At 67.4% G+C, this 20,142-nt stretch carries 24 protein-coding genes; 11 read left to right on the plus strand and 13 right to left on the minus strand.

Features of this window, described 5'->3' with window-relative positions; translation table 11 throughout:
• Position 1: 1 nt before the first annotated feature.
• From AC1RPL_RS00860 to AC1RPL_RS00870, 3 genes are read left to right on the plus strand one after another with little or no spacing between them, the layout of a single operon-like run.
• On the plus strand, positions 2-385 hold the full coding sequence (locus tag AC1RPL_RS00860; RefSeq protein WP_493067368.1) for a hypothetical protein: 384 nt from the start codon (positions 2-4) through the stop codon (positions 383-385).
• Complete coding sequence (locus AC1RPL_RS00865) at positions 382-1,776, plus strand: NAD(P)H-hydrate dehydratase (protein WP_493067369.1); 1,395 nt, start codon at positions 382-384, stop codon at positions 1,774-1,776. The genes AC1RPL_RS00860 and AC1RPL_RS00865 overlap by 4 nt, the downstream gene beginning before the upstream one ends.
• Positions 1,767-2,957, plus strand: coding sequence for a class I SAM-dependent RNA methyltransferase (locus AC1RPL_RS00870; RefSeq protein WP_493067370.1), 1,191 nt, complete (start codon positions 1,767-1,769; stop codon positions 2,955-2,957). The genes AC1RPL_RS00865 and AC1RPL_RS00870 overlap by 10 nt, the downstream gene beginning before the upstream one ends.
• Before the next feature lie 126 nt (positions 2,958-3,083).
• On the opposite strand, the gene truA is transcribed toward AC1RPL_RS00870, so the two are convergent.
• Both truA and fmt read right to left on the minus strand, forming a co-directional pair.
• The gene (gene truA / locus AC1RPL_RS00875; protein ID WP_493067371.1) at positions 3,084-3,824 is read right to left on the minus strand and encodes a tRNA pseudouridine(38-40) synthase TruA; all 741 of its coding nucleotides are present in this window, start codon (positions 3,822-3,824) and stop codon (positions 3,084-3,086) included.
• Positions 3,821-4,729, minus strand: coding sequence for a methionyl-tRNA formyltransferase (gene fmt / locus AC1RPL_RS00880; RefSeq protein ID WP_493067372.1), 909 nt, complete (start codon positions 4,727-4,729; stop codon positions 3,821-3,823). Before fmt ends, truA begins: the two co-directional genes overlap by 4 nt.
• Before the next feature lie 181 nt (positions 4,730-4,910).
• On the opposite strand from fmt, the gene recR reads away from it, so the two are divergent.
• From recR to AC1RPL_RS00900, 4 genes are all read left to right on the plus strand, one after another.
• Entirely contained in the window at positions 4,911-5,507 is a 597-nt protein-coding gene (gene recR / locus AC1RPL_RS00885) for a recombination mediator RecR (protein ID WP_493067373.1), read from the plus strand.
• Between the two features lie 256 nt (positions 5,508-5,763).
• A complete protein-coding gene (gene def, locus AC1RPL_RS00890) occupies positions 5,764-6,291 on the plus strand; it encodes a peptide deformylase (RefSeq protein ID WP_493067374.1) in 528 nt (175 codons plus the stop codon).
• Between the two features lie 240 nt (positions 6,292-6,531).
• Positions 6,532-7,809: a DNA recombination protein RmuC gene (locus AC1RPL_RS00895; RefSeq protein ID WP_493067375.1), complete on the plus strand. Its 1,278-nt coding sequence runs from the start codon at positions 6,532-6,534 to the stop codon at positions 7,807-7,809.
• A gap of 65 nt (positions 7,810-7,874) precedes the next feature.
• Entirely contained in the window at positions 7,875-8,549 is a 675-nt protein-coding gene (locus AC1RPL_RS00900; RefSeq protein ID WP_493067376.1) for a tetratricopeptide repeat protein, read from the plus strand.
• Between the two features lie 29 nt (positions 8,550-8,578).
• Here the strand turns inward: AC1RPL_RS00900 and AC1RPL_RS00905 are convergent, their stop codons facing one another.
• Complete coding sequence (locus AC1RPL_RS00905) at positions 8,579-9,274, minus strand: META domain-containing protein (protein WP_493067377.1); 696 nt, start codon at positions 9,272-9,274, stop codon at positions 8,579-8,581.
• A 74-nt stretch (positions 9,275-9,348) separates the two neighbouring features.
• Entirely contained in the window at positions 9,349-10,149 is an 801-nt protein-coding gene (locus AC1RPL_RS00910; RefSeq protein ID WP_493067378.1) for a TrmH family RNA methyltransferase, read from the minus strand.
• Between the two features lie 102 nt (positions 10,150-10,251).
• On the opposite strand from AC1RPL_RS00910, the gene AC1RPL_RS00915 reads away from it, so the two are divergent.
• Together AC1RPL_RS00915 and AC1RPL_RS00920 are read left to right on the plus strand one after the other, a co-directional pair.
• Positions 10,252-10,824 carry a hypothetical protein gene (locus AC1RPL_RS00915; protein ID WP_493067379.1) on the plus strand — a complete coding sequence of 191 codons (573 nt, stop codon included), beginning with the start codon at positions 10,252-10,254 and terminating at the stop codon, positions 10,822-10,824.
• Positions 10,821-10,973 carry a hypothetical protein gene (locus AC1RPL_RS00920; RefSeq protein ID WP_493067380.1) on the plus strand — a complete coding sequence of 51 codons (153 nt, stop codon included), beginning with the start codon at positions 10,821-10,823 and terminating at the stop codon, positions 10,971-10,973. Before AC1RPL_RS00915 ends, AC1RPL_RS00920 begins: the two co-directional genes overlap by 4 nt.
• A gap of 9 nt (positions 10,974-10,982) precedes the next feature.
• Here AC1RPL_RS00920 and AC1RPL_RS00925 read toward each other — a convergent pair whose 3' ends face one another.
• The 6 genes from AC1RPL_RS00925 to AC1RPL_RS00950 are packed head-to-tail and all read right to left on the minus strand — an operon-like array spanning position 10,983 to position 15,271.
• The gene (locus tag AC1RPL_RS00925; RefSeq protein WP_493067381.1) at positions 10,983-11,255 is read right to left on the minus strand and encodes an HPr family phosphocarrier protein; all 273 of its coding nucleotides are present in this window, start codon (positions 11,253-11,255) and stop codon (positions 10,983-10,985) included.
• Positions 11,252-11,659 carry a PTS sugar transporter subunit IIA gene (locus AC1RPL_RS00930; RefSeq protein WP_493067382.1) on the minus strand — a complete coding sequence of 136 codons (408 nt, stop codon included), beginning with the start codon at positions 11,657-11,659 and terminating at the stop codon, positions 11,252-11,254. Before AC1RPL_RS00930 ends, AC1RPL_RS00925 begins: the two co-directional genes overlap by 4 nt.
• Before the next feature lies 1 nt (position 11,660).
• Positions 11,661-12,590 carry an RNase adapter RapZ gene (gene rapZ / locus AC1RPL_RS00935; RefSeq protein WP_493067383.1) on the minus strand — a complete coding sequence of 310 codons (930 nt, stop codon included), beginning with the start codon at positions 12,588-12,590 and terminating at the stop codon, positions 11,661-11,663.
• Positions 12,587-13,015 carry an aldolase gene (locus tag AC1RPL_RS00940; protein WP_493067384.1) on the minus strand — a complete coding sequence of 143 codons (429 nt, stop codon included), beginning with the start codon at positions 13,013-13,015 and terminating at the stop codon, positions 12,587-12,589. The genes rapZ and AC1RPL_RS00940 overlap by 4 nt, the downstream gene beginning before the upstream one ends.
• Positions 13,015-14,595, minus strand: coding sequence for a sensor histidine kinase (locus tag AC1RPL_RS00945; protein ID WP_493067385.1), 1,581 nt, complete (start codon positions 14,593-14,595; stop codon positions 13,015-13,017). The genes AC1RPL_RS00940 and AC1RPL_RS00945 overlap by 1 nt, the downstream gene beginning before the upstream one ends.
• Positions 14,564-15,271: a response regulator gene (locus tag AC1RPL_RS00950; protein ID WP_493067386.1), complete on the minus strand. Its 708-nt coding sequence runs from the start codon at positions 15,269-15,271 to the stop codon at positions 14,564-14,566. Before AC1RPL_RS00950 ends, AC1RPL_RS00945 begins: the two co-directional genes overlap by 32 nt.
• A 192-nt stretch (positions 15,272-15,463) precedes the next feature.
• Between AC1RPL_RS00950 and AC1RPL_RS00955 the strand changes: the two genes are divergently transcribed.
• On the plus strand, positions 15,464-17,071 hold the full coding sequence (locus tag AC1RPL_RS00955; protein WP_493067387.1) for a phosphoenolpyruvate carboxykinase: 1,608 nt from the start codon (positions 15,464-15,466) through the stop codon (positions 17,069-17,071).
• Positions 17,072-17,109: 38 nt separating this feature from the next.
• Positions 17,110-17,559, plus strand: a complete 450-nt coding sequence (locus AC1RPL_RS00960; RefSeq protein WP_493067388.1) for a hypothetical protein — start codon at positions 17,110-17,112, stop codon at positions 17,557-17,559.
• A gap of 54 nt (positions 17,560-17,613) precedes the next feature.
• Here the strand turns inward: AC1RPL_RS00960 and AC1RPL_RS00965 are convergent, their stop codons facing one another.
• The 3 genes from AC1RPL_RS00965 to AC1RPL_RS00975 are packed head-to-tail and all read right to left on the minus strand — an operon-like array spanning position 17,614 to position 20,128.
• Positions 17,614-17,994, minus strand: coding sequence for a ribosomal maturation YjgA family protein (locus AC1RPL_RS00965; RefSeq protein ID WP_493067389.1), 381 nt, complete (start codon positions 17,992-17,994; stop codon positions 17,614-17,616).
• Positions 17,991-18,311: a hypothetical protein gene (locus AC1RPL_RS00970; protein ID WP_493067390.1), complete on the minus strand. Its 321-nt coding sequence runs from the start codon at positions 18,309-18,311 to the stop codon at positions 17,991-17,993. Before AC1RPL_RS00970 ends, AC1RPL_RS00965 begins: the two co-directional genes overlap by 4 nt.
• Positions 18,308-20,128, minus strand: coding sequence for a DUF885 domain-containing protein (locus tag AC1RPL_RS00975; RefSeq protein WP_493067391.1), 1,821 nt, complete (start codon positions 20,126-20,128; stop codon positions 18,308-18,310). The genes AC1RPL_RS00970 and AC1RPL_RS00975 overlap by 4 nt, the downstream gene beginning before the upstream one ends.
• Between the last annotated feature and the right edge of the window lie 14 nt (positions 20,129-20,142).

The following is a 20,142-nucleotide window of genomic DNA, read 5'->3' on the forward strand; positions in this document are numbered from 1 at the left end:
CATGCTTGCGGCCCTTCTTTCCCTCCCCGCCTGTGACACCCAGGTCCGCGACAAGGCCACTGAGGCCCGCAATGAACTCCATGCCGAGAAGATGGAGAAGGCAGAGGGGCATATCGAATGTGCCCCGCCCGGTGCCGAGACCTTCTCCTTCGCCTGCACGATCGACCGGGTCCAGTCGCAGGACGGGCTGTTCCTGACCCTGCGCCACCCGGACGGAGGCTTTCGCCGCCTGCTCGTCACCACCGACGGGCGTGGCGTGATCGCGGCGGACGGCGCGGAGAAGGCAGTCGTCACCATCCTGGCGCCCGATCAGATCGAAGTCGCGATCGGCGGCGCGCGCTACCGCTTGCCTGCAACCGTGCGTGGGGCCAAACCGGCGAAATGATCCCGCCCGGCGCACCGATCGTCACCGCTGCCCAGATGCGTGCCGCCGAAGAGGCGGTGTTTCGGCGCGAACCCCAGTTGGACGTCATGGAACGCGCCGGTGCCGCCGTTGCGCGCGAGGCTGCGCGCTTCGCGCACGGCGACCCCATCCTCGTCCTCGCGGGCCCCGGCAACAATGGCGGGGACGCCTATGTCGCCGCCCGCCTGTTGAAGGCAGCCGGCCATGACGTCGCGGTCGCAGCCTGTGGCGAGCCCGGCACGCCCGCCGCCCGCACGATGCTGGAGCGCTGGGGCGGCGAGGTGGATTCGCTCTATCGTGCCCGCCCGCGCCCGGTGCTGATCGACGGCCTGTTCGGCACCGGCCTCACTCGCCCGCTCGAGCGCGGCATCGCGCCGGTGTTCGCCGAGCTGGTGAGTGCCGCGCGCTTCTCCCTTGCGATCGACCTGCCCTCGGGACTCGCCACCGACAGTGGCGCCGATCTCGGCGCGCCCAGGGGGATTTCGGCGACCCTTGCGCTGGGTGCCCTCAAGCCTGCCCATGTCCTCGATGCCGGCCTGGAGCGCTGCGGCCATGTCCTGCTCGCCGATATCGGTATCCCGGTGGACAGCCCCTGGCGCACCGTCGCTCGCCCGAAGCTCGCCGCTCCCGGTGCCCGTGCCCATAAATACAGCCGCGGCCTGGTCGTGGTGGTCGAAGGCGACATGCCCGGCGCCGCGCGGCTCGCCGCCCATGCCGCGATGGCCGGCGGGGCAGGGTACACGGTCCTCGCCTGCAATGACGCCAGCACCGGCGGCCCCGACGCGTTGGTCCGCCACCGCATCGCCAATGGCGACGATCTGGCGGATTTCCTCACCGAAAACCGTATCGGGGGTGTCGTGATCGGTCCCGGCCTCGGCCGCGATCGCCGCGCCGAAGGGCTGCTCAAGGCCGCGCTCAACGCCAATCTTCCGCTGGTGATCGACGGCGACGCCTGCACCCTTCTCGGCAAGTCCGCCACCGCCTGGCTCCAGCGCCGCACCGCAGCGACGTGGCTCACCCCGCATTCGGGCGAGTTCGACCGCATGTTCGAAGGAGATGGCGACAAGGTCACGCAAACCCTTGCAGCAGCATCGGAATCCCGCGCCACCGTGATCCACAAGGGCGCCGACACCGTGATCGCGACCCCGCGCGGCGAGGTGCGCGTGCTCGCCCATGCCTCGTCCTGGCTATCCACCGCGGGCACCGGCGACGTCGTTGCCGGCACGCTGGCGGCGCAGGTGGCCAGCGGCAACAAACAAGCCGCCGAAGCCGCCGTCTGGCTCCACGCCCGCGCAGCAGCACTTGCAGGACCGGCCTTCATCGCCGATGCGCTGCCGATGCATCTTCCCCAAGCGATCTCCGAATGCCTTTGAGCGAAGTCCTCCGCGTCGCGGGGCGCGGCGAGGGCGTCACTGCCGATGGCCGCTATGTGCCCTTCGCTGCTCCCGGCGACCAGGTCGATGCGCAGGGTGCGGTCACCCGCGGCCCGCACCACCAGGAGCCGCCTTGCCGGCACTTCCCGGAATGCGGAGGCTGCCAGCTGCAGCATCTCGACGACGCTGCCTGGAGCGGTTTCATTGTGGACCGGATCGCCGGTGCGCTCGCCCAGCACAAGCTGACCGCCGAGATCCGCGCGCCGCTGCTCTCGCCCCCGCGCACCCGCCGGCGCGCCACGCTCCATGCCGAGCGCCGCGGCCGCCAGGTGCTGCTCGGCTTCACCGGCCAGGGCAGCCACACTCTGATCGACCTGCAGGAATGCCATGTCCTCGCGCCGGAGCTGTTCGCGCTCCTCGCGCCGCTCCGGGGCCTGCTCGCCGCACTGTTGCCGGGCACGCGGCGGATCAACGTCCACTTGGCTTTGGCCGACCAGGGCATCGACGTGCTGCTCGACGGCCTTGAGGCCGAGGGCCTGGCCGCTGCCGAGGCGATCACCGCATTCTCCCACCGCCACCAGCTCGCCCGCTTCTCGATGGACGAGGGGCTCGGCCCGACGCAGCGCTGGGAGCCTGATCCGGTGACCATCACGCTGGGCGGCGTCCCCGTCCCGTTCCCGCCGGGTAATTTCCTCCAGGCGACGCCCGAGGGCGAGGCGGCGCTGGTCGCCACGGTCCAGGAGATCGTCGGCAACGCCGGCACGATCGCCGACCTGTTCGCCGGCCTCGGCACCTTCACCTTCGCCTTCCCCCAGGCCAAGGTCTACGCCGCCGAAGCCGCGCGCGACCCGATCATGGCATTGAAGGATGCCGCGGCCCAGGCCAAGCGCCTGGTCTTCGCGGACCACCGCGACCTGTTCCGCCGCCCGGCGACCAGTGCCGACCTCGACAAGTTCGAAGCGGTGGTGCTCGATCCGCCCCGCGCCGGCGCCCGCGAGCAGGTCGCCGAACTGGCCAAGGCACGCGCTCCTCGCGTCGCCTATGTATCTTGCAATCCCAACACGTTCGCACGCGATGCGGAGACTTTGTGCGAAGGTGGTTATGCGCTCGACTGGATCCAGCCGGTCGGCCAGTTCCGCTGGTCGACGCATGTGGAATTGGCGGCGAAGTTCAGCAAGTAAATCTCCTCTCCCATGGGAGAGGAAGGGGCCCGCGCGCGAAGCGCGTGGGAAGGTGAGGGTGGTCATCCTCGACCCTTACCCTTACGCCGACTGCGTCGGCTCCATCCCTCTCCCAACGGGAGGGATTTAGGGATAATCCGCCCGCAGGAAGAAAAGTCCGTCCGAAGGCGCATTCAGCCCCAGCGCGGAACGATCCCGCGCTTCCAACGCCGCGCTCATGTCGTCGGGAGTCCAGCGCCCCTGGCCGACCAGCACGATGCAGCCGACCATGGAGCGCACCTGGTGATGCAGGAACGAGCGCGCCGAGGCGAACACGCTGATCCGCTCGCCCTCCGCCACCACCTCGAGCCGGTCGAGCGTCCGCAAGGGGCTGTCCGCCTGGCAATGCGCCGATCGGAAGGTGGTGAAGTCGTGCCGCCCCACCAGCCGCGCCGCGCCCTGCGCCATCAGCGCGGCATCGAGCGGCGGGATCACCCGCCAGGCGAGCCCCTTTTCCCAGGTCAGCGGCGCTCGCCTTGTTGAGATTCTATATTCATAATGGCGTGCAACACACGAGAAACGCGCGTGCCAGTCGTCTGCAACCTCGACGCAATCGAGGATCGCCACCGGATTGGGCCGCACCCGCGAATTGAGCGCCTCCATCAGCCGAAAGGCGGTGATCGGCTTCGCGATGTCGATATGCGCGCGCATGCCCAGCGCATGGACCCCGGCATCGGTGCGTCCGGCCGCCTGTACCGAGGCGCGCTCGCCGGTGACTGCGAAGGCAGCCTCCTCGATCGCCTGCTGCACGCTCGGGCCATGATCCTGCCGCTGCCATCCCATGAAGGGCCGGCCGTCAAACTCCACGGTGAGCGCGAACCGCGTCAAAGCTGGGTGCCTGCGGGGACGGCGAAGCCGCGCAGCAGTTCGGATGACGTCATGACGCCACGTCCGGCCCGCTGGACCAGATCAGGGCGGATCGCGCCGTCTCCACAGGCGATGGTTAGCTGAGCGTCGAGAACAACGCCCGGCGGACCGGCGGCGTCGACCACCTCGGCAGCATGCACCCGGAACCGCTCGCCCTGGAATTCGAGGAACGCCCCCGGCGCCGGGTTGAACGCGCGCACCTGCCGCTCGACCTCCACCGCAGACCGCGAGAAATCCAGCCGCGCCTCGGCCTTGTCGATCTTGGCGGCATAGGTCACGCCTTCCTCGGGCTGTGTCACGGCCGGGTGCCGGTCCAAGTCGGCCAGCACCGTCACCATCAGCCGTGCGCCCATCTCCGCCAATTCGACAGTCAGCTCGCCCGCGGTCTTGCCGTCCACCGGCGTCCGCTCCTCGAGCCGCACCGGCCCGGTATCGAGCCCGGCCTCCATCTGCATGATCCCGACGCCGGTCTCGGCATCACCCGCAAGGATCGCCCGCTGGATCGGCGCGGCGCCGCGCCACCTTGGCAGCAGCGAGCCATGCACGTTGAGGCACCCATGCTTCGGCGCATCGAGCAGCGCCTGGGGCAGGATCAGGCCGTACGCGGCAACCACCGCCACATCGGCGTCCAGCGCGGCGAACGCTTCGATCGCGCCGGGCTCCTTGCGGAACGAGAGCGGCGTGCGCACTTCGATTCCGAGTGCCTCGGCGCGGGTATGCACCGGCGAGGGCGTCAGCGCCTTGCCCCGCCGCCCGCCGGCCCGCGGGGGCTGGCTGTAAGCCGCCACGACGTCGTGCCCGGCCTCGACCAGCGCATCGAGCACCGGCACGGCGAATTCGGGCGTTCCCATGAAGATCACTCGCATGATGGGGTCTCTAACCGCTCAACCCCAACCCGTCATCCCCGCGAAGGCGGGGATCCAGAGTCACGAAGGACGTCGCTCTGTTACCCTGATCCCCGCCTTCGCGGGGATGACGGAGTAAGTGCCGGGGCGACGGCTTGGCGAGGGTGTTTGCTTTCCGTTCCGCCTCGCTTATCTCCACCCCATGGCATCTCCCGAGATCGAAGCGCTTACCCATGCCCTGTCGCGGCTGCCCGGCCTCGGGCCGCGTTCGGCGCGCCGCGCGGTGCTCCACCTGCTCAAGAAGCGGGAGACTGCGCTCGATCCGCTGCTCGCAGCACTCGGTGCCGTCAGCCGCAACCTCGCCACCTGCTCGACCTGCGGAAACGTCGACACCGCCGATCCCTGCCAGATCTGCGCCGATCCGCGCCGCGACGCCCGCGCGCTCTGCGTAGTCGAGGAAGTGGCGGACCTCTGGGCGCTCGATCGCGCACGGCTCTTCCCAGGCCGTTTCCACGTGCTTGGCGGCCGCCTCTCGGCGCTAGAGGGCATCCGCCCCGAGGATCTCCGCATCGACCGTCTCGTAGCGCGCATCGCCGCTGGCGGGATCGACGAGGTCGTGCTGGCGATGAACGCCACGCTCGAAGGCCAGACCACCGCCCATTACATCGCCGAGCGGATCGAGACCTATCCGGTGCGCGTCACCCAGCTCGCGCACGGCCTGCCGGTGGGCGGCGAGCTCGACTATCTCGACGAAGGTACGCTCGCCCAGGCCCTGCGCGCGCGGCGGCCGGTGGCGTGATCTTTTCTCACGCGAAGGCGCTTAGGCGCTAAGAAATAAGATTTGTTCGCGCGGAGGCGCGAAGAGGGATTGCTGTCCGGCAGTGTCGGCCGGCCCTCTCCAGCTTCGGCAGCTTGGTGAACGACCGAGATAGAAGGCCGCTGGCGCGGCGAGGCCGATCTCCGCGCCTCTGCGCGAACCACTTCTTTCTTCACGCCTTCGCGCCTTCGCGTGAACCAATCTTGCGACCCGCGCGCCGCTCGCCTAAATTGCACCAATGGCTATCCTACCCATTGTCGAAGTACCCGATCCGCGTCTGCGTCTCGTCTCCGAACCCGTCGCGGAGGTGACCGACGAGCTGCGCGACCTGATCGCCGACATGTTCGACACCATGTACGACGCTCCCGGCATCGGCCTCGCCGCGATCCAGGTCGGCGTGCCCAAGCGCGTGATCGTCATGGACCTGCAGGAGCGGGAAGACGCGGAAGGCAAGCCGATCCGCGAGCCGCGCGTCTTCATCAATCCCGAGATCCTCGATCCTGCCGAAGAGCAGTCGGTCTATACCGAAGGCTGCCTGTCGATCCCCGAGCAGTTCGCCGATGTCGAGCGCCCCGCGCGCTGCCGAGTGAAGTGGCTGGACGAGCAGGGCGCCGCGCATGACGAGAATTTCGAAGGCCTGCTCGCCACCTGCATCCAGCATGAGATGGATCACCTCGAGGGCATCGTCTTCATCGACCACCTCTCGCGCCTGAAGCGCGACATGATCCTCAAGAAGCTCAACAAGGCCCGCCGCGCCGCGGCGTGACATTTGCCGCATCCCGGCGAAAGCCGGGATCTCAGGCCTTCTCGCCTCACCCGCACGAGACCCCGGCTTTCGCCGGGGTGACGGACAGAGCTGCGGCCTCGACTCGGCGCCGTGGAATTTCGCGCTGTCCTACACGTATCGTTCGGGTTATGTTCCTCGCCGGGCCGCCTTGCCGGCGCTCCCGAACGCGCAATCTTTTGTCCTTTATGCGCGAGGTTCGTGAAGTTTGGGAGGTTTGGGGTGGACGTTGTGGCTCTGGTGATCGCAGTGGCGGCGCTGATTGTTGGCCTTGGCCTCGGCATGTTCCTGGGCGGGCGCCCGGCCGCTCAGATGCGCCGCGAGCGGGACGCGCGGGAGGCGGAATTCAAGGCCGCCGCCGCCGAGCTCGGCCGCGCCCAGATCGAGTTGGCCAGTCTCAAGGCAGAGACGACTGGCATGGAATCGCGCTTCGCCGAGCTGGCCCACCGCATCCTCGGCGAATCGCAGAAGAGCTTCCTCGATCGCGCCGATCAGCGCTTCGCCCAGGCGGGTGAGAGCAACGAAGCCAAGATGAAGGCGCTGCTCACCCCGGTGCAGGAGACGCTCCAGCGCTATCAGCAGGGGCTGAGCGAAGTCGAGAAGGAGCGGGTGGGCAGCTACCAGGCGTTGCGCGAGCAGGTCGCCCAGCTCCATGCCGGCCACACCCAGGTCCGCGACGAGACCGCCAAGCTGGTCAACGCCCTGCGCGCCAGCCCCAAGGCGCGCGGCCGCTGGGGCGAGCAGAGCCTCAAGAACGTGCTCGAACAGGCCGGCCTGTCGCAATATGCCGATTTCCAGATGGAAGTGTCGGTCAACACCGATGACGGCCGCCTGCGCCCCGACGTGGTGGTGCGCATGCCGGGCGGGCGCAAGCTGATCATCGACGCCAAATGTTCGCTCAATGCGTTCCTCGACGCGAGCGAGGCGCATGACGAGGCCACGCGGACCTCGCATCTTCAACTCCATGCTGCCGCGATTCGCCGCCATGCCGAGCAGCTCGGTTCGAAGAATTACTGGGCGCAGTTCGGCGATGCCGCCGATTATGTGATCCTCTACATCCCCGGCGAGCATTTCCTCGCCGCCGCGCTCGAGCAGGACGATCGCCTGTGGGAATGGGCGTTCGAGCGCCGCGTGCTGCTTGCCACGCCGACCAACCTGGTCGCGATCGCTCGGACCGTCGCCAGCGTCTGGAAGCAGGAAAAGATGGCCGAGCGCGCCAAGGAGGTTGCTGACCTCGGCAAGGAGCTGCACGCGCGCCTCGCCACCATGGGCGGCCATGTTGCGCGGATGGGCCGCAACCTCGAACAGGCGAACAGCGCGTACAATGCGATGGTCGGCAGCCTGGAGAGCCAGGTGATGAGCCAGGCCAAGCGCTTCGAGGCGCTGGAAGTGTCGAGCGGCACCAAGGAGATCGAACCGCTGCCGATGATCGAGACTGCCCCGCGGCCGCTCACCAAGCTGATGACCGGCCCGGCGAACGAAGCGGAGGCGGCCGAGTAACCTGGGCTATGGCAGCGCGCGGTTTTGGGGTTAAGCTGCACGCAATCGAAGAAGAGGGGAATTCGATGAAGCTGGCACTTGCACTCTTGCTCGCCGCGGCGCCCGTCGGCACCGCCTTCGCCCAGGACCAGGCCTCGCGCGACTCCAGGCTCGGCGAGATCGTCCAGCTGATTCAGGGCGGTCAGCCGCAACAGGCGATCGACAAGCTCAATCCGCTGCTCGCGGAATATCAGGGCCTTTATCCCGGCGAGAAGCAGAAGCTCTGCAAGGTCGAGGAGTATGAGACCGCCGCCTATCCGGCGCTGCCGGGCGGAAGGGATGCAGTGCTGGTCGATGGCGGCTGGTGTATCGCGCTCTGGGCCAAGGGCTTCGCGATGATCGACCTGCAGCAGCTCGACGGGGCGATCCCGTTCCTCGATCGCGCGGTGACGATGGCGCCGCTGCACCCGCATTACCTGTCCGAGCTCGGCTACGCCTATCAGGCGCAGAAGCAATATCAGCGCTCCTACGACCTCTATGCCCGCGCCGCCGATGCGGCGAAGCGCGAGAGCGGCGAGCGGCAGAAGAAGTCGCTGCGCCGCGCCTGGTTCGGCATGGCCTATGACCAGATCGAACTGGGCCGGCTCGACGAGGCCGAGGCATGGCTGCGCAAGTGCCTGGAGCTGATGCCCGACGACCAGAAGGTGAAGGACGAGCTCCAGTTCATCAGCGAGGAACGGGCGAAGAAGAAATCGAGCTAGGACGCGCGGGACGCCCTAGCTTGCATCGTTTATGGGCGGGCGCGGACGAGCGTCAGCGTGCGACCGCGGGTGCCGGTGAGCACCAGCTTGCCCTGGCGGTTGCTCGACACGGTCAGCCGCTCGCCGAGCACGCCGAGAATGGCCTGTTCCTGCTGGTTGCGGATGCGATCGGTGCAAGCCATCCGGGTGCTCGCCAGCGGCCCGGCGGTCAGCCGGCCGCGGGCGAAGCTGTAGCTGCCGGTGAAGCGGTTGCAGCTGGCATTGCCCGAGATGCGGCCATTCTCGAACGCGACGCCGGGGCTGGTGCCGCGGGCGACCGGGCGGCCGTTCAGCGACTCGACGCGCCAATTGCCGTTGATGATGCTGGTCGGTGCCTCGGCACGCGGCTCGCCGCCGCAGCCCTTGAACCTGCGGCCGTCGACGGTCACGGTCACGGTGTCCGGATAGCTCCGGTCGCTCATCCCGTCGCTGCAGGGGCGGTGGTTGGTGTTCACGTTGATCCGGCGGGTCTGCCAGATCTCGCCGGCAAAGCCGTGGATCACCCGGGGCGTCGCGACGCTAACGGTCGGGCGGCCCGGCGCTTCGAAGCGCATCGTCCGCGCATCGATGCTCAGGCTCCAAAAGGGCTCGGTGCCGGTGGCACGGTAACTGGACTGGGCCTGCGCCGCGGCGGGCAGGGCGCTCAGCGCGATCAGGCTGGCACCGGTCAGGGTCGAAAGTCGCATGGTTCACTCCTCTTGTCGGAGCGAAATGCACGGAGCCGGCTGAACGCTCCATGGCCGTAACGATTAGCTGGCGTTCAGCTTCGATGTTGGCCGAGCACTTCATAGGCCATGACCGCTGTGGCGATCGCGGCGTTCAGGCTGTCCGCCTTGCCGAGCATCGGGATCTTGACCAGCAGGTCGCACGCCTCGGCCATGAAGCCCGGCATCCCCTGCGCCTCGTTGCCGGTGAGCAGGAAGATCGGCGCCTGGTACAGCGGCGCACGGTAATCATGCTCGGTATCCAGGCTCAGCCCCACCAGCTGCCCCGGCCCCTTACGCAGCCAGACGAGGAAATCGCCCCAGCTCGACCGCGCCACCGGCACGGTGAACAGCGCGCCCATGCTGGCCCGCACCGCCTCGACCGAGAAGGGATCGACGCAATCGTCGATCAGGATCAGCCCGCCGGCACCCACCGCATCGGCGGTGCGCAGGATCGTGCCCATATTGCCAGGGTCGCGCAGCCGCTCGGCGACCAGCCAGATGCCGGACGTGCTTCGGTCGAGATCGGCCAGGGTGACGGCGAAGTCCGGATAGACACCCACCACCGCGCCGGGATTGTCCTTGCCCGACAGCTTGGAGAGGATGTCGGCGTTGGTCTCGACCGCCCAGCCGCCCGCTGCCTCGGTCGCGTCTATCAGCGAGCGGACCAAGGCATGGCCCGCCATGTCCTTGGAGAAGAACAGATATTCGGGAACGCGCCCGGCCTCATGCGCCTCGGTGAGGATGCGCAGCCCCTCGGCGAGGAACAGCCCTTCATCCCGCCGGTGCTTCTTGTCGCGCAGGTTGCGGACGCGCTTGATGAGGGGATTGGAAAAGGCAGTGATTTCGCGAGGCATGGCTATATCCCTGCGCCAGGAACGCGGCGAAGTCCACGATCGGAATGGGGTGTGCCGTGGGGTGCGGGCGCCTTATGGTCCATGGGGAAAGGGAGTCAGGCGATGCGCATTCAGGCGGCGGCATTTCTCGGCAGCATGCTGTTCTGGTCGGGGACGGCGCATGCGGCCGGGGCGCCGGACTGCTCCTATTCCAGCGCAGAACGCATCAGCGCCAAGGAATTCGCTTCCCGCATCGAGCGGAGCGAAACGAGATGCGGGCTGCCCTGGCGCGCGCTGAAGCGTGCCGTCGCCGACCCGGCCGGACGGGCGCAGATCGATGCGGCATTTGACAAGGTGCTGGCCACGCACCCCGAGCGCGCGGTCGGGGTGCGTGCCCAAAAGGCCCAGGTCGCCGCCGCGGCCGGCGACCCTGCGCCGATGCTCGCACTCGCCGACGCCAATGTCCGCGATCATCCCGAGGACAAGAGCCTGGCGAACATGTCCTGCTTCGTCCGCGGACGCTACGGATTCGATATTGAACATGCCATGCCTTCTGCAACGCAGCGGTTGATGGGAAAGGGCGGCCCGGCTACGCGTTGGTCAATCGCGGGCGAGTGGAGCTTGTGTTGGGCAAATACGAAGAGGCGGGGAGCGACTTCAACGAGGCGCTCGGCAACAAGCAGATGCGCGCCATGAATCATCCGATGCTCGTGGATGCCGTCTATGGGCGCGGGATTGCCCGGCTGCGGCTCGGCGATGCGAGCGGGAAGCAGGATATCGAGGATGCGCTTGCGGTACGCGAGAGCATTGCGCTCGATTTTGCCGACGCGGGCCTCGCTCCCTGAGCGGAGCGGCTATTCCTCGTTGAACCGCGCTTCGACCAGTTCGACCAGCGCCAGCACCGCGCCCTCCGCGCCATCGCCCTCGGCGCTGATCGCGATCGTGTCGCCCTTGGCGGCGCCGAGCATCATCAGATCGAGGATCGACGTGCCCGAGGCGGTGTTGCCGTCCTTCTCGACGGTGAGCTCGACGGGCTGGGCGGTGGCCAGCGTCACGAAGGCCATGGAAGCACGCGCGTGCAGGCCGCGCTTGTTCAGAATCGTGACGGTTCGAATCGTGCGGCTCAAGCGGCAGCCTCTCCCAGGACTTCGGATGCGACGGTGATGTACTTGCGGCCCGCATCGCGTGCGGCAGCCACCGCCTCGGTGACCTTCATCGTCTTGCGCGCGCTGCCCAGGCGGATCAGCATCGGCAGGTTGATCCCGGCGATCACCTCGACACGGCCGGTCTCCATCAGCGAGATGGCGAGGTTCGAAGGCGTGCCGCCGAACAGATCGCTCAGCACGATCACCCCGCGGCCAGAATCAACCCCCTTGATCGCCGCGGCGATGTCCGCGCGGCGACCTTCCATATCATCTTCGGGGCCGATGCAGATCGAGGCGATCTGCTCCTGTTTGCCCACCACATGCTCCATCGCGACTACGAACTCCTCTGCGAGTCGTCCGTGCGTCACGAGCACCAAACCGATCATTTCAAACTCCGCCCCCTGCCACGGTCACCGGGTCCCCCTCCAGCGAATCCTGCGGCGCGGTCTTGGTATCACGATGCGTCACCGTGGGCGAAAAACCCGCGTCGTGCAACCGCGCGGCCATCCGTTCGGCGACATGCACCGAACGGTGACGGCCGCCCGTGCATCCGAACGCTATCGTAACATACGCCTTGCCCTCGGCTTGGTAGCGCGGGAGCAGCAAAAGCAGCAGCGACTCGATCTGTTCCATCGCGGCGGGATAGGCGGGATCGGCGGCGATATAGGCGGAGACGTCCGCATCCTTGCCGGTGCCGGGGCGCAGCTCGGGCACCCAGTGCGGGTTGCGCAGGAAACGCATGTCGAACACCAGATCTGCGTCGCGCGGCAGGCCGCGGGCAAAGCCGAACGACACCACCGAGATCACCGTTTCGCCCAGGCCTTCGCCAGAAAAGGTCGTACGGATCTGCTGGGCGAGTTCGTTCGCGCTGAGACTGGTCGTGTCGATCAACCGGTTCGCCCAGCGCCGCAGCGGAGTGAGCAGCTCGCGCTCATGTGCGATCCCGTCCTGCGCCGGGCGGTCCGGCGCCATCGGGTGGCGGCGGCGCGTCTCGGAATAGCGCCGCTCGAGCTCGGCGCCCGAGCATTCGAGGAACAGCGTGCCGACGTCATGGCCGTGATCCTCGCGCAGCTTCTTGATGCGGCGGACGATGCTGTCGGGATCGAAGCCACGCGTCTGCGTGCCGATGCCGATTGCCAGCGGGCGGTCGTCATCCACCTCGGCGGGGGCGGTATCGAGCAGCCGGTTGAGCAGCAGCAGCGGCAGGTTGTCGACGGTCTCCCAGCCCAGGTCCTCGAGCGTGCGCAGCACGGTCGACTTGCCGGCGCCCGACATGCCGGTGACGAGCAATATCTGCTTGGGTCGCGCCTTGCTCATGCGGACAGCGCCTTCAGCGCGAATTCCACCTTGATCGGCGCAGCCGGCTCGCTGGGGCCGAGCGCCAGCACCGGCACGGCGATGCCGGCGATGTTCCGGAAGCGCCGATCCTCGGGCAGGCGCGGGGCGGCGTCGAGCACCACCGCGATAAGCGCTACGTCCACTTCGGCAAGGCTGGTCATTTCCACCGGACCGATGCCGCGTACCTCCACGCGCCCGCCCGCACCTGCGGGGGCAGCGGCCCGCAGCGCGGCGCCGTGCCGCGTACAGGCGGTGCGCGCATCGGAAACCAGCGTCGCGCCGCGATCGAGCAGGCGCAGCAGCAGGTCGGTGCGCTGGGCATCGTCGCGCGCTTCGATGAGCACGCCGCGCCCGTCGATCGCGACGCAGGCGCCCTGGATCGTCTCCGAAGACAATTCAGCCATCAAATACGTCCCGCCAGTGGCAGACAGACGACGAATCGTGCGCCGCTCAATCGATCCTCCCGCGCTTCGACTGAAATGCTTCCCTGATGGCCCTCTACGATCGTCCGGGCGATGGCAAGTCCAAGCCCGGAATGCTGGCCGAAAGCCTCTTCGTGCGGACGCACCGAATGGAAGCGGCGGAAGATGTTCTCGCGCGCTTCCTCGGGCACGCCGGGCCCTTCATCCTCCACGCGGATGGTCAGGAATTCCTCGTCGCTCGATGCCGAGATCGCGATCAGTCCCTTGGCGGGCGAGAAGGAGATCGCATTTTCGATCAGATTCTCGAACACCCGTTCCAGGCGCGCACCTTCGCCGAGCACGGTGAGCTCGACACCCCGCCCGCGATCGAAGGCGATGCGGATGCCGCCGGGCAGGCCGCGCGCCTCGCGCTGGTCGAGCAGCGCCTGGATCATCGCGCCGATATCCACCGGCTCGAAGGTGGCGCGGCTCAACTGCGCGTCGAGCCGCGAAGCCTCGGAGATATCGGTGATCAGCCGATCGAGCCGCAGCACATCGTCGCGCACGATCTCGAGCAGCTGGTCGCGGTGCTCCTTCTTCTTCACCGAAGCCATGCCGTCCACTGCGGAGCGCAGCGAGGCGAGGGGATTCTTCAGCTCGTGAGTCACGTCCGCCGCGAACGCCTCGGTCGCGTCGATCCGCGCGCGCAGCGCCTGGGTCATGTCGGAAAGCGCGCGGGCGAGCAGGCCGATCTCGTCGCTGCGGTCGGGCAGGCGGGGCACCACCACTTCGCGGGCACGGCCCAGCCGCACCCGGATCGCGGCGCGGGCGAGCAGGCGCAGCGGCCGCACGATCGTCCGCGCCAGGAACAGCGAGAGCAGGATCGAGAATACCGAGACGAACAGCAGCACCATGCCAAGCCGGAATCGCTCGGCGCGCACGGTCTGGGTGATGTCACGGGCGTTCACCGTGGTCATCACCACGCCCAGCTCGGTGATCGGAGCGGCAGCGGTGATCACCGGTGTGCGATCGGGCGCGCGCCACACCGTCGCCGGGGTGCCGTGCGCGGAGAGGGCAGTGCGTACATCGGGCCAGTCGAGTCCCTGGTCGATGGCACGTTCGCGGTAGAGCGGCGCGCGGTCGGCACCGGCGACCGTGTCGATCACCGCGTCGAGGAAGCGTGCCGCCTCCAGACCCCAGGGATCCTTGTCCGGATCGCGCAGCAGCACGTTGCGCAGGCCCAGCGCCTTGCTGTCGGAGAGCAATGTACCCTTCTCGTCGAACAGGCGGATGCGCGTGCCGGTGTCGCGGGCCAGGCTGAGCACCAGCAGGTCGCGGCGCTTCTCATCCTTGGCGGAGGCGAGCGCCTGGGCGATCAGCCGCACTTCGCGGCCGGCTTGCTCCACGCGGCTGTCGACGATCCGGCTGCGATACGAGTCGAGGTACGAGAAGCCGCCGCCCAGCAACGCGAGCGCGAAGATGTTCACCGCGAGGATTCGCGGCGTCAGGCTGACGCGATTGGACCATTTGAGCGCGAGGTCGCGCTCGTCCCTATTCGTCCGAGAACCGGTAACCCGCGCCATAGAGCGTCTCGATAGCATCGAATTCCGGATCGACCTGCCGGAATTTGCGGCGGACGCGCTTGATGTGGCTGTCGATGGTTCGGTCATCGACATAGATGTCATCCTGATAGGCGGCATCCATCAGCTGGTTGCGGGTCTTCACGATGCCCGGCCGCTGCGCAAGCGTCTCCAGGATCAGGAACTCGGTGACGGTGAGCGTCACGTTGGTGCCGCTCCAGGTCACGCGGTGGCGCGCCGGGTCCATGACCAGGCGGCCGCGCTCCAGCGCTTCTGCCGGTGGCTGCTCGCCGCCCTCGGCCGTGGGCTGTGTCGCCTCGGTGCGGCGTAGGATCGCGCGGATGCGGGCGATCAGCAGCCGCTGGCTGAACGGCTTGGCGATATAATCGTCCGCGCCCATCGCCAGGCCCAGCGCTTCGTCCAGCTCGTCGTCCTTGCTGGTGAGGAAGATCACCGGGATCGAGCTTTTCTCGCGAAGCCGCCGCAGCAGCTCCAGCCCGTCCATCTTCGGCATCTTGATATCGAGCACCGCCAGGTCCGGCGGATTGTCGATCAGCGCCTTCAATGCGCTCTCGCCATCCGAGTAGACGCGGGTCAGGAAACCCTCGGTCTGGAGGGCGATGGAGACGGAAGTCAGGATGTTGCGGTCGTCGTCGACCAGCGCGATCGTTGCTGTCATGCGGATGCGGTGCTCAGATCCATTGATTCAGCGGCGTAAACGAAAGTTCTTTACGGCTCAATCGGCTGACAACGTTTACTCGGGTTGACCCTGCTTTCGGCGCAGGCTTATGCTCGCGCAATAATATTGCACCGTGCGAAAACAGCCCGGGCATACGGACACCCACCAGGGTGCATGGAGACGGAGGCCAATTTGACCGAGCGCACGCCGCGCCACGGTCTCGATGCCATGGGCATCGGGACCGGCGCCGAACTTTTCTGGAATCTCGAAACCGCCCAGCTCGTGGAGCACGCCGTGCGCCGCGGCGAGGGCAAGCTCGCCAAGGACGGCCCGCTGGTCGTCACCACCGGCAAGCACACCGGGCGCAGCGCCAAGGACAAGTTCATCGTCCGCGACGCCACCACCGAGGACAGCGTCTGGTGGGGCAATGTCAACAAGGGCATGACGTCGGGGCACTTTGCCGCGCTCAAGGCCGATTTCCTCACCGAACTGGCCGATCGCGACACCTTGTTCGTGCAGGACCTCTATGGCGGCTCGCAGCCCGAGCACCGCGTCAATGTCCGTGTGATCAACGCGCTGGCCTGGCACAATCTCTTCATCCGCACGCTGCTGGTCCGCCCCGGCGCGGAGGAGCTTGCCGGCTTCGAGCCCGAATACACGATCATCGACCTGCCGAGCTTCCGCGCCGATCCCGAGCGCCATGGCTGCCGCAGCGAGACAGTGATCGCGGTCAACTTCACCGAGAAGCTGATCCTGATCGGCGGCACCGCCTATGCCGGCGAGATGAAGAAGAGCGTCTTCGGGCTGCTCAACTATCTGCTGCCGAAGGATGGCATCATGCCGATGCACTGCTCGGCAAATATCGGTCCCAAGGGCGATACCGCGGTGTTCTTCGGTCTCAGCGGCACCGGCAAGACCACGCTCTCGGCCGATGCCAGCCGCACGTTGATCGGCGACGACGAGCATGGCTGGTCGGACACGGCGGTCTTCAATTTCGAGGGCGGCTGCTATGCCAAGATGATCAACCTCTCGGCCGAAGCCGAGCCGGAGATCTTCGCGACCACCAAGCGCTTCGGCACGGTGCTCGAGAACGTCGTGATGGACGAAGGCTCGCGCGAGCTCGACTTCGCCGACAACAGCCTCGCGGAGAACAGCCGCGGCGCCTATCCGATCGACTTCATCCCGAACACGTCCAAGCGCAATCTCGGTCCCGTCCCCCGCAACATCATCTTCCTGACGGCGGACGCGTTCGGCGTGATGCCGCCGATCGCCAAACTGAGCGCGGACCAGGCGATGTACCATTTCCTCTCGGGCTACACCGCCAAGGTGGCGGGCACCGAGATCGGCGTGACCGAGCCTGAGGCGACCTTCTCCACCTGCTTCGGCGCGGCCTTCATGCCGCGCCATCCGGCCGTGTACGGCAATCTGCTCAAGGAGCGGATCGCCGCGGGGCAGGTCGATTGCTGGCTTGTCAATACCGGCTGGAGTGGCGGCCGCGCCACCGATCCGGGCATCAAGCGCATGCCGATCAAAGTCACCCGCGCACTGCTCAACGCCGCGCTCGACGGCAGCCTAGCCCAGGCCGAGTTCCGCAAGGACCCCAATTTCGGCTTCATGGTCCCCATCGCGGTGAACGGCGTGGACAGCGCGATCCTCGATCCGCGCGCGACATGGTCGAACAAGGCGGATTACGACGCCACGGCCGGCCGGCTGGTCGACCAGTTCGTCGAGAACTTCGCCCAGTTCGCGGACCATGTGGATGCCGGCGTGCGCGAGGCAGCGCCAAAAGTAACCGCCTGACTGGCCCGGTCATCGATCGGGCGATAGGAGCCCGATCGATGACCGAATTTTCCATTCGCTTCTTCACCGCCGACGCCGAGATCGTCCATCTCGGCGAAGGCCTGCTGTCTTGTTCGCTCGCCAAGGAGGAATGGACCCACGAGGCCCATCTCGCGGGCTGCCTCTATCTGCTCGCCGAGCGGCCGGACGTCGATGTCGATGCCGAGATCGCCGGCCTGATCTCGCGCTTCAACGAAAGCGTGGGCGGCGTGAATGACGACAAGGGCGGCTATCACGACACGATCACGCGCGCCTATGTGGCGGGCGTCCGCCTGTTCCTGGCACAGACCGAGGAGACCGGCCTGGTTGCTCGGGTCAACGCATTGCTCCAGTCCCCTGCGGGCCAGCGCGATTGGCCGCTGCGTTTCTACAGCCGCGAACTGCTCTTCTCGGTTCCGGCGCGCCGCGGTTTCGTCGTACCGGACCTGGCGCCGCTGCCGATGGGGTAGGCGCCAACCTCGACGAGCGATATCGCCTGTGGAGAGTTGGACCCTGAAACAAGTTCAGGGTGACGGGGCGTAGAGGCGCAGGAGACGCTCGCCGGCAAGCACGAGCCCGGCGCCAGCCGCATAGGCGATGAAGTCCCACCACTCGAACCCGCTGCCGAGCACAGTGCGGACGATCACGTTCGAGCGCAGCCCCAGCAGGTCGAGAATATTGGCGGCCTGCCCGAACTCGATCAGCGCCGCGATCCCGAACGCCATCGCCGCCGCGCTCCAGACTCGAAGGGGCAGCACCGCGCGCAGCCCGCAATAGACCAGCACCACCGCCAATGTGTCGCCGAGATAAGGCCGCACGAAGCGATCGCGCACGAACAGCGCGATCAGCACCTCCACCGCGAACAGCAGCACGGCGGCGAGCGCATAGCCGGGCCGCCAGGTCATTCGGAGAAGATGCTGCCCGCCGCGACATCGTGGTGCTCCACGTGAAGCGGTCGCTCGATCAGATAGCGGTCGTCCTCGGGATAATAGCGGGCGATGCTGATGTCCGCGCCGGCGAAGCCATGGATGTCGTCCAGCGACTTCCACCAGCTCAGCGTCGTGACCTCGGTGGTGCCGTCCCCCAGGTCGCGGAACAGCATCTGGAAGCCGAGATTGCCCGGCGTGGCGGCATAGTCGGTGCCGCCCGTCGCGGCGATATAGTCGCGATAGGCGTCGCGCTCCGCCGTGCGGATCACCCCGCGCCAGCGCCGCAGGATCATGCGCTTCGCTCCGCGATATGCCGGTCGATCACATGCCCGAGCACGGTCATCGGCACATTGCCGCCCAGCACCACGGCATCATTGAACGCGCGGAAGTCGTAGCGCGCGCCCAAAGCCGCCTGCGCCTTCTCGCGCAGCCGCACGATCGCGCTCTGGCCGACCTTGTAGCCGCAGGCCTGGCCCGGCCAGGAGCAATAGCGGTCCACTTCGCCCGAGACTTCCTCCACCGAGGAGCCGTTGTTGGTGACGAACCAGTCGATCGCCTGCGGGCGCGTCCAGCGTTTCGCGTGCAGCCCGGTATCGACCACCAGCCGGCAGGCGCGGAAGCCCATCGACTGGAGATAGCCGAGCTTCTCTGCGGGATTCTCGGCATAGACGCCCAGCTCGTCGGCCAGCTGCTCGGCATAGAGCGCCCAGCCTTCCGAATAGGCGTTGAATGCCAGGATCGAGCGGATCATCGGCATCTTGTTGGCATATTCGCCCTGCCAGACATGCCCCGGAATGCCCTCGTGATAGGCGAGGTCGGGCAAGGAGAAGCGCGTGTGCAGCGCGGTGGTGCGCAGGTTGAGCCAGATCTTGCCCGGCACCGTGCCGTCGATCGATCCCGCCCCGCCATAGGCGCCCGGCGCGCCGGGCTCCTCCTCCAGCGGCAGGCGCTTCACCTCCAGATTGCCCTTCACCAGCGTCCGGAACGCCTGCGGCATGCGCCCGCGGATGTCGGCGACGCGGTCCTGCATGAACTTGATGATCTCGGCGCGGCCCGCATCGCTCTCGGGGAAGGCGAAGCGCGGGTCCTTCGCCAACGCCTCCATCCGCGCGCCGACCGAGCCCTGGCTGTAGCCTTCCTTCTTGAGGATCGCGTCCATCTCGGACTGAATCTTGGCCAGTTGGTCGAGCCCCATCTGGTGGACTTCGTCGGGCGACATCGTCGTGGTGGTGCCCGCGCTCAGCGCCCAGGCATAATAGGCCTCGCCGTCCTTGAACTTCCACACGCCGGCGTCGCTCGTCGCCTTGGCGCGATGCTTCTCCAGCTCGGCGATCTGGCGGTCGAGCGCCGGGGTCAGCTTGTCCTTGGCAAGCAGCCAGGCGCGTTCGCCGAAATCGCCGCCGATGCCCGCGGTACGATTGGCGACCGAGGTCACCACGCCCCAGCCGGCCGGGTTGCCGCTGCGCGCCAGCTTGATCTGCTTCAGGCACTTGTCGAGCAGGAAGTCTGGCGCGATCACGCCCTTTGACGCCGCGATCTTGAGCCGCGCGGTCTCGCCGTCCAGCTGCTCGGCATAGCTTTCCAGCCGATCGAGATAGGCCTCGCCGTCCGCCGCGTTGGCGATCTGGTGGTCGCTGTCGAGCATCCGCGGCGTATCGAGGAACGCCCCGACATTCTGCACCACCACATAGGGCGAGTTGCGCCAGCTGCCCGTCGCGACATCGCCATAGCCGAAGGCAAAGCCCTGCAGTGCATTGGAGAAGCTCGCCTGGATCACGTCGATATGGGTACGCATCGCCGGGCTCAGCGCGCCCAGATCGAGCTTGGCGATGTCCGCCAGCGCCTTTCTCAGGTTCGCCGAGATCTTCGCCTGGCCCGTCACCGATCGGTCCATCAGCTGATGCTTCAGGTCGGCCCGCTTGCCCTTGTCGACACCCAGGGTGGTCGCCGTCTCGGGATAGTCGCGCAGCATCTGCTCGGCGACCCGGTCGATCAGCGCCTGGGCGGGCGCGTCATTGTCGGCGAGCAGCGCACGGGCGGTGGCGGGCGTGCCGGCAAGCGCGAGCGTCGAGCCCGCGCCGAGCAGCAACTGACGGCGAGTGGTGTACAATTTCAAACTCCAAT

The sequence above is a fragment of the Sphingomonas sp. GW821-FHT12D09 genome, assembly GCF_058807215.1.

Excerpts from the sequence above, each read along its gene's own strand:
- AC1RPL_RS00860 (WP_493067368.1), top strand. The coding sequence starts at position 2 with ATGCTTGCGGCCCTTCTTTCCCTCCCCGCCTGTGACACCCAGGTCCGC.
- AC1RPL_RS00865 (WP_493067369.1), top strand. The coding sequence starts at position 382 with ATGATCCCGCCCGGCGCACCGATCGTCACCGCTGCCCAGATGCGTGCC.
- AC1RPL_RS00870 (WP_493067370.1), top strand. The coding sequence starts at position 1,767 with ATGCCTTTGAGCGAAGTCCTCCGCGTCGCGGGGCGCGGCGAGGGCGTC.
- fmt (WP_493067372.1), bottom strand. The coding sequence starts at position 4,729 with ATGCGAGTGATCTTCATGGGAACGCCCGAATTCGCCGTGCCGGTGCTC.
- recR (WP_493067373.1), top strand. The coding sequence starts at position 4,911 with ATGGCATCTCCCGAGATCGAAGCGCTTACCCATGCCCTGTCGCGGCTG.
- def (WP_493067374.1), top strand. The coding sequence starts at position 5,764 with ATGGCTATCCTACCCATTGTCGAAGTACCCGATCCGCGTCTGCGTCTC.
- AC1RPL_RS00900 (WP_493067376.1), top strand. The coding sequence starts at position 7,875 with ATGAAGCTGGCACTTGCACTCTTGCTCGCCGCGGCGCCCGTCGGCACC.
- AC1RPL_RS00905 (WP_493067377.1), bottom strand. The coding sequence starts at position 9,274 with ATGCGACTTTCGACCCTGACCGGTGCCAGCCTGATCGCGCTGAGCGCC.
- AC1RPL_RS00910 (WP_493067378.1), bottom strand. The coding sequence starts at position 10,149 with ATGCCTCGCGAAATCACTGCCTTTTCCAATCCCCTCATCAAGCGCGTC.
- AC1RPL_RS00915 (WP_493067379.1), top strand. The coding sequence starts at position 10,252 with ATGCGCATTCAGGCGGCGGCATTTCTCGGCAGCATGCTGTTCTGGTCG.
- AC1RPL_RS00920 (WP_493067380.1), top strand. The coding sequence starts at position 10,821 with ATGAATCATCCGATGCTCGTGGATGCCGTCTATGGGCGCGGGATTGCC.
- AC1RPL_RS00930 (WP_493067382.1), bottom strand. The coding sequence starts at position 11,659 with ATGATCGGTTTGGTGCTCGTGACGCACGGACGACTCGCAGAGGAGTTC.
- rapZ (WP_493067383.1), bottom strand. The coding sequence starts at position 12,590 with ATGAGCAAGGCGCGACCCAAGCAGATATTGCTCGTCACCGGCATGTCG.
- AC1RPL_RS00940 (WP_493067384.1), bottom strand. The coding sequence starts at position 13,015 with ATGGCTGAATTGTCTTCGGAGACGATCCAGGGCGCCTGCGTCGCGATC.
- AC1RPL_RS00945 (WP_493067385.1), bottom strand. The coding sequence starts at position 14,595 with ATGGCGCGGGTTACCGGTTCTCGGACGAATAGGGACGAGCGCGACCTC.
- AC1RPL_RS00950 (WP_493067386.1), bottom strand. The coding sequence starts at position 15,271 with ATGACAGCAACGATCGCGCTGGTCGACGACGACCGCAACATCCTGACT.
- AC1RPL_RS00960 (WP_493067388.1), top strand. The coding sequence starts at position 17,110 with ATGACCGAATTTTCCATTCGCTTCTTCACCGCCGACGCCGAGATCGTC.
- AC1RPL_RS00965 (WP_493067389.1), bottom strand. The coding sequence starts at position 17,994 with ATGACCTGGCGGCCCGGCTATGCGCTCGCCGCCGTGCTGCTGTTCGCG.
- AC1RPL_RS00970 (WP_493067390.1), bottom strand. The coding sequence starts at position 18,311 with ATGATCCTGCGGCGCTGGCGCGGGGTGATCCGCACGGCGGAGCGCGAC.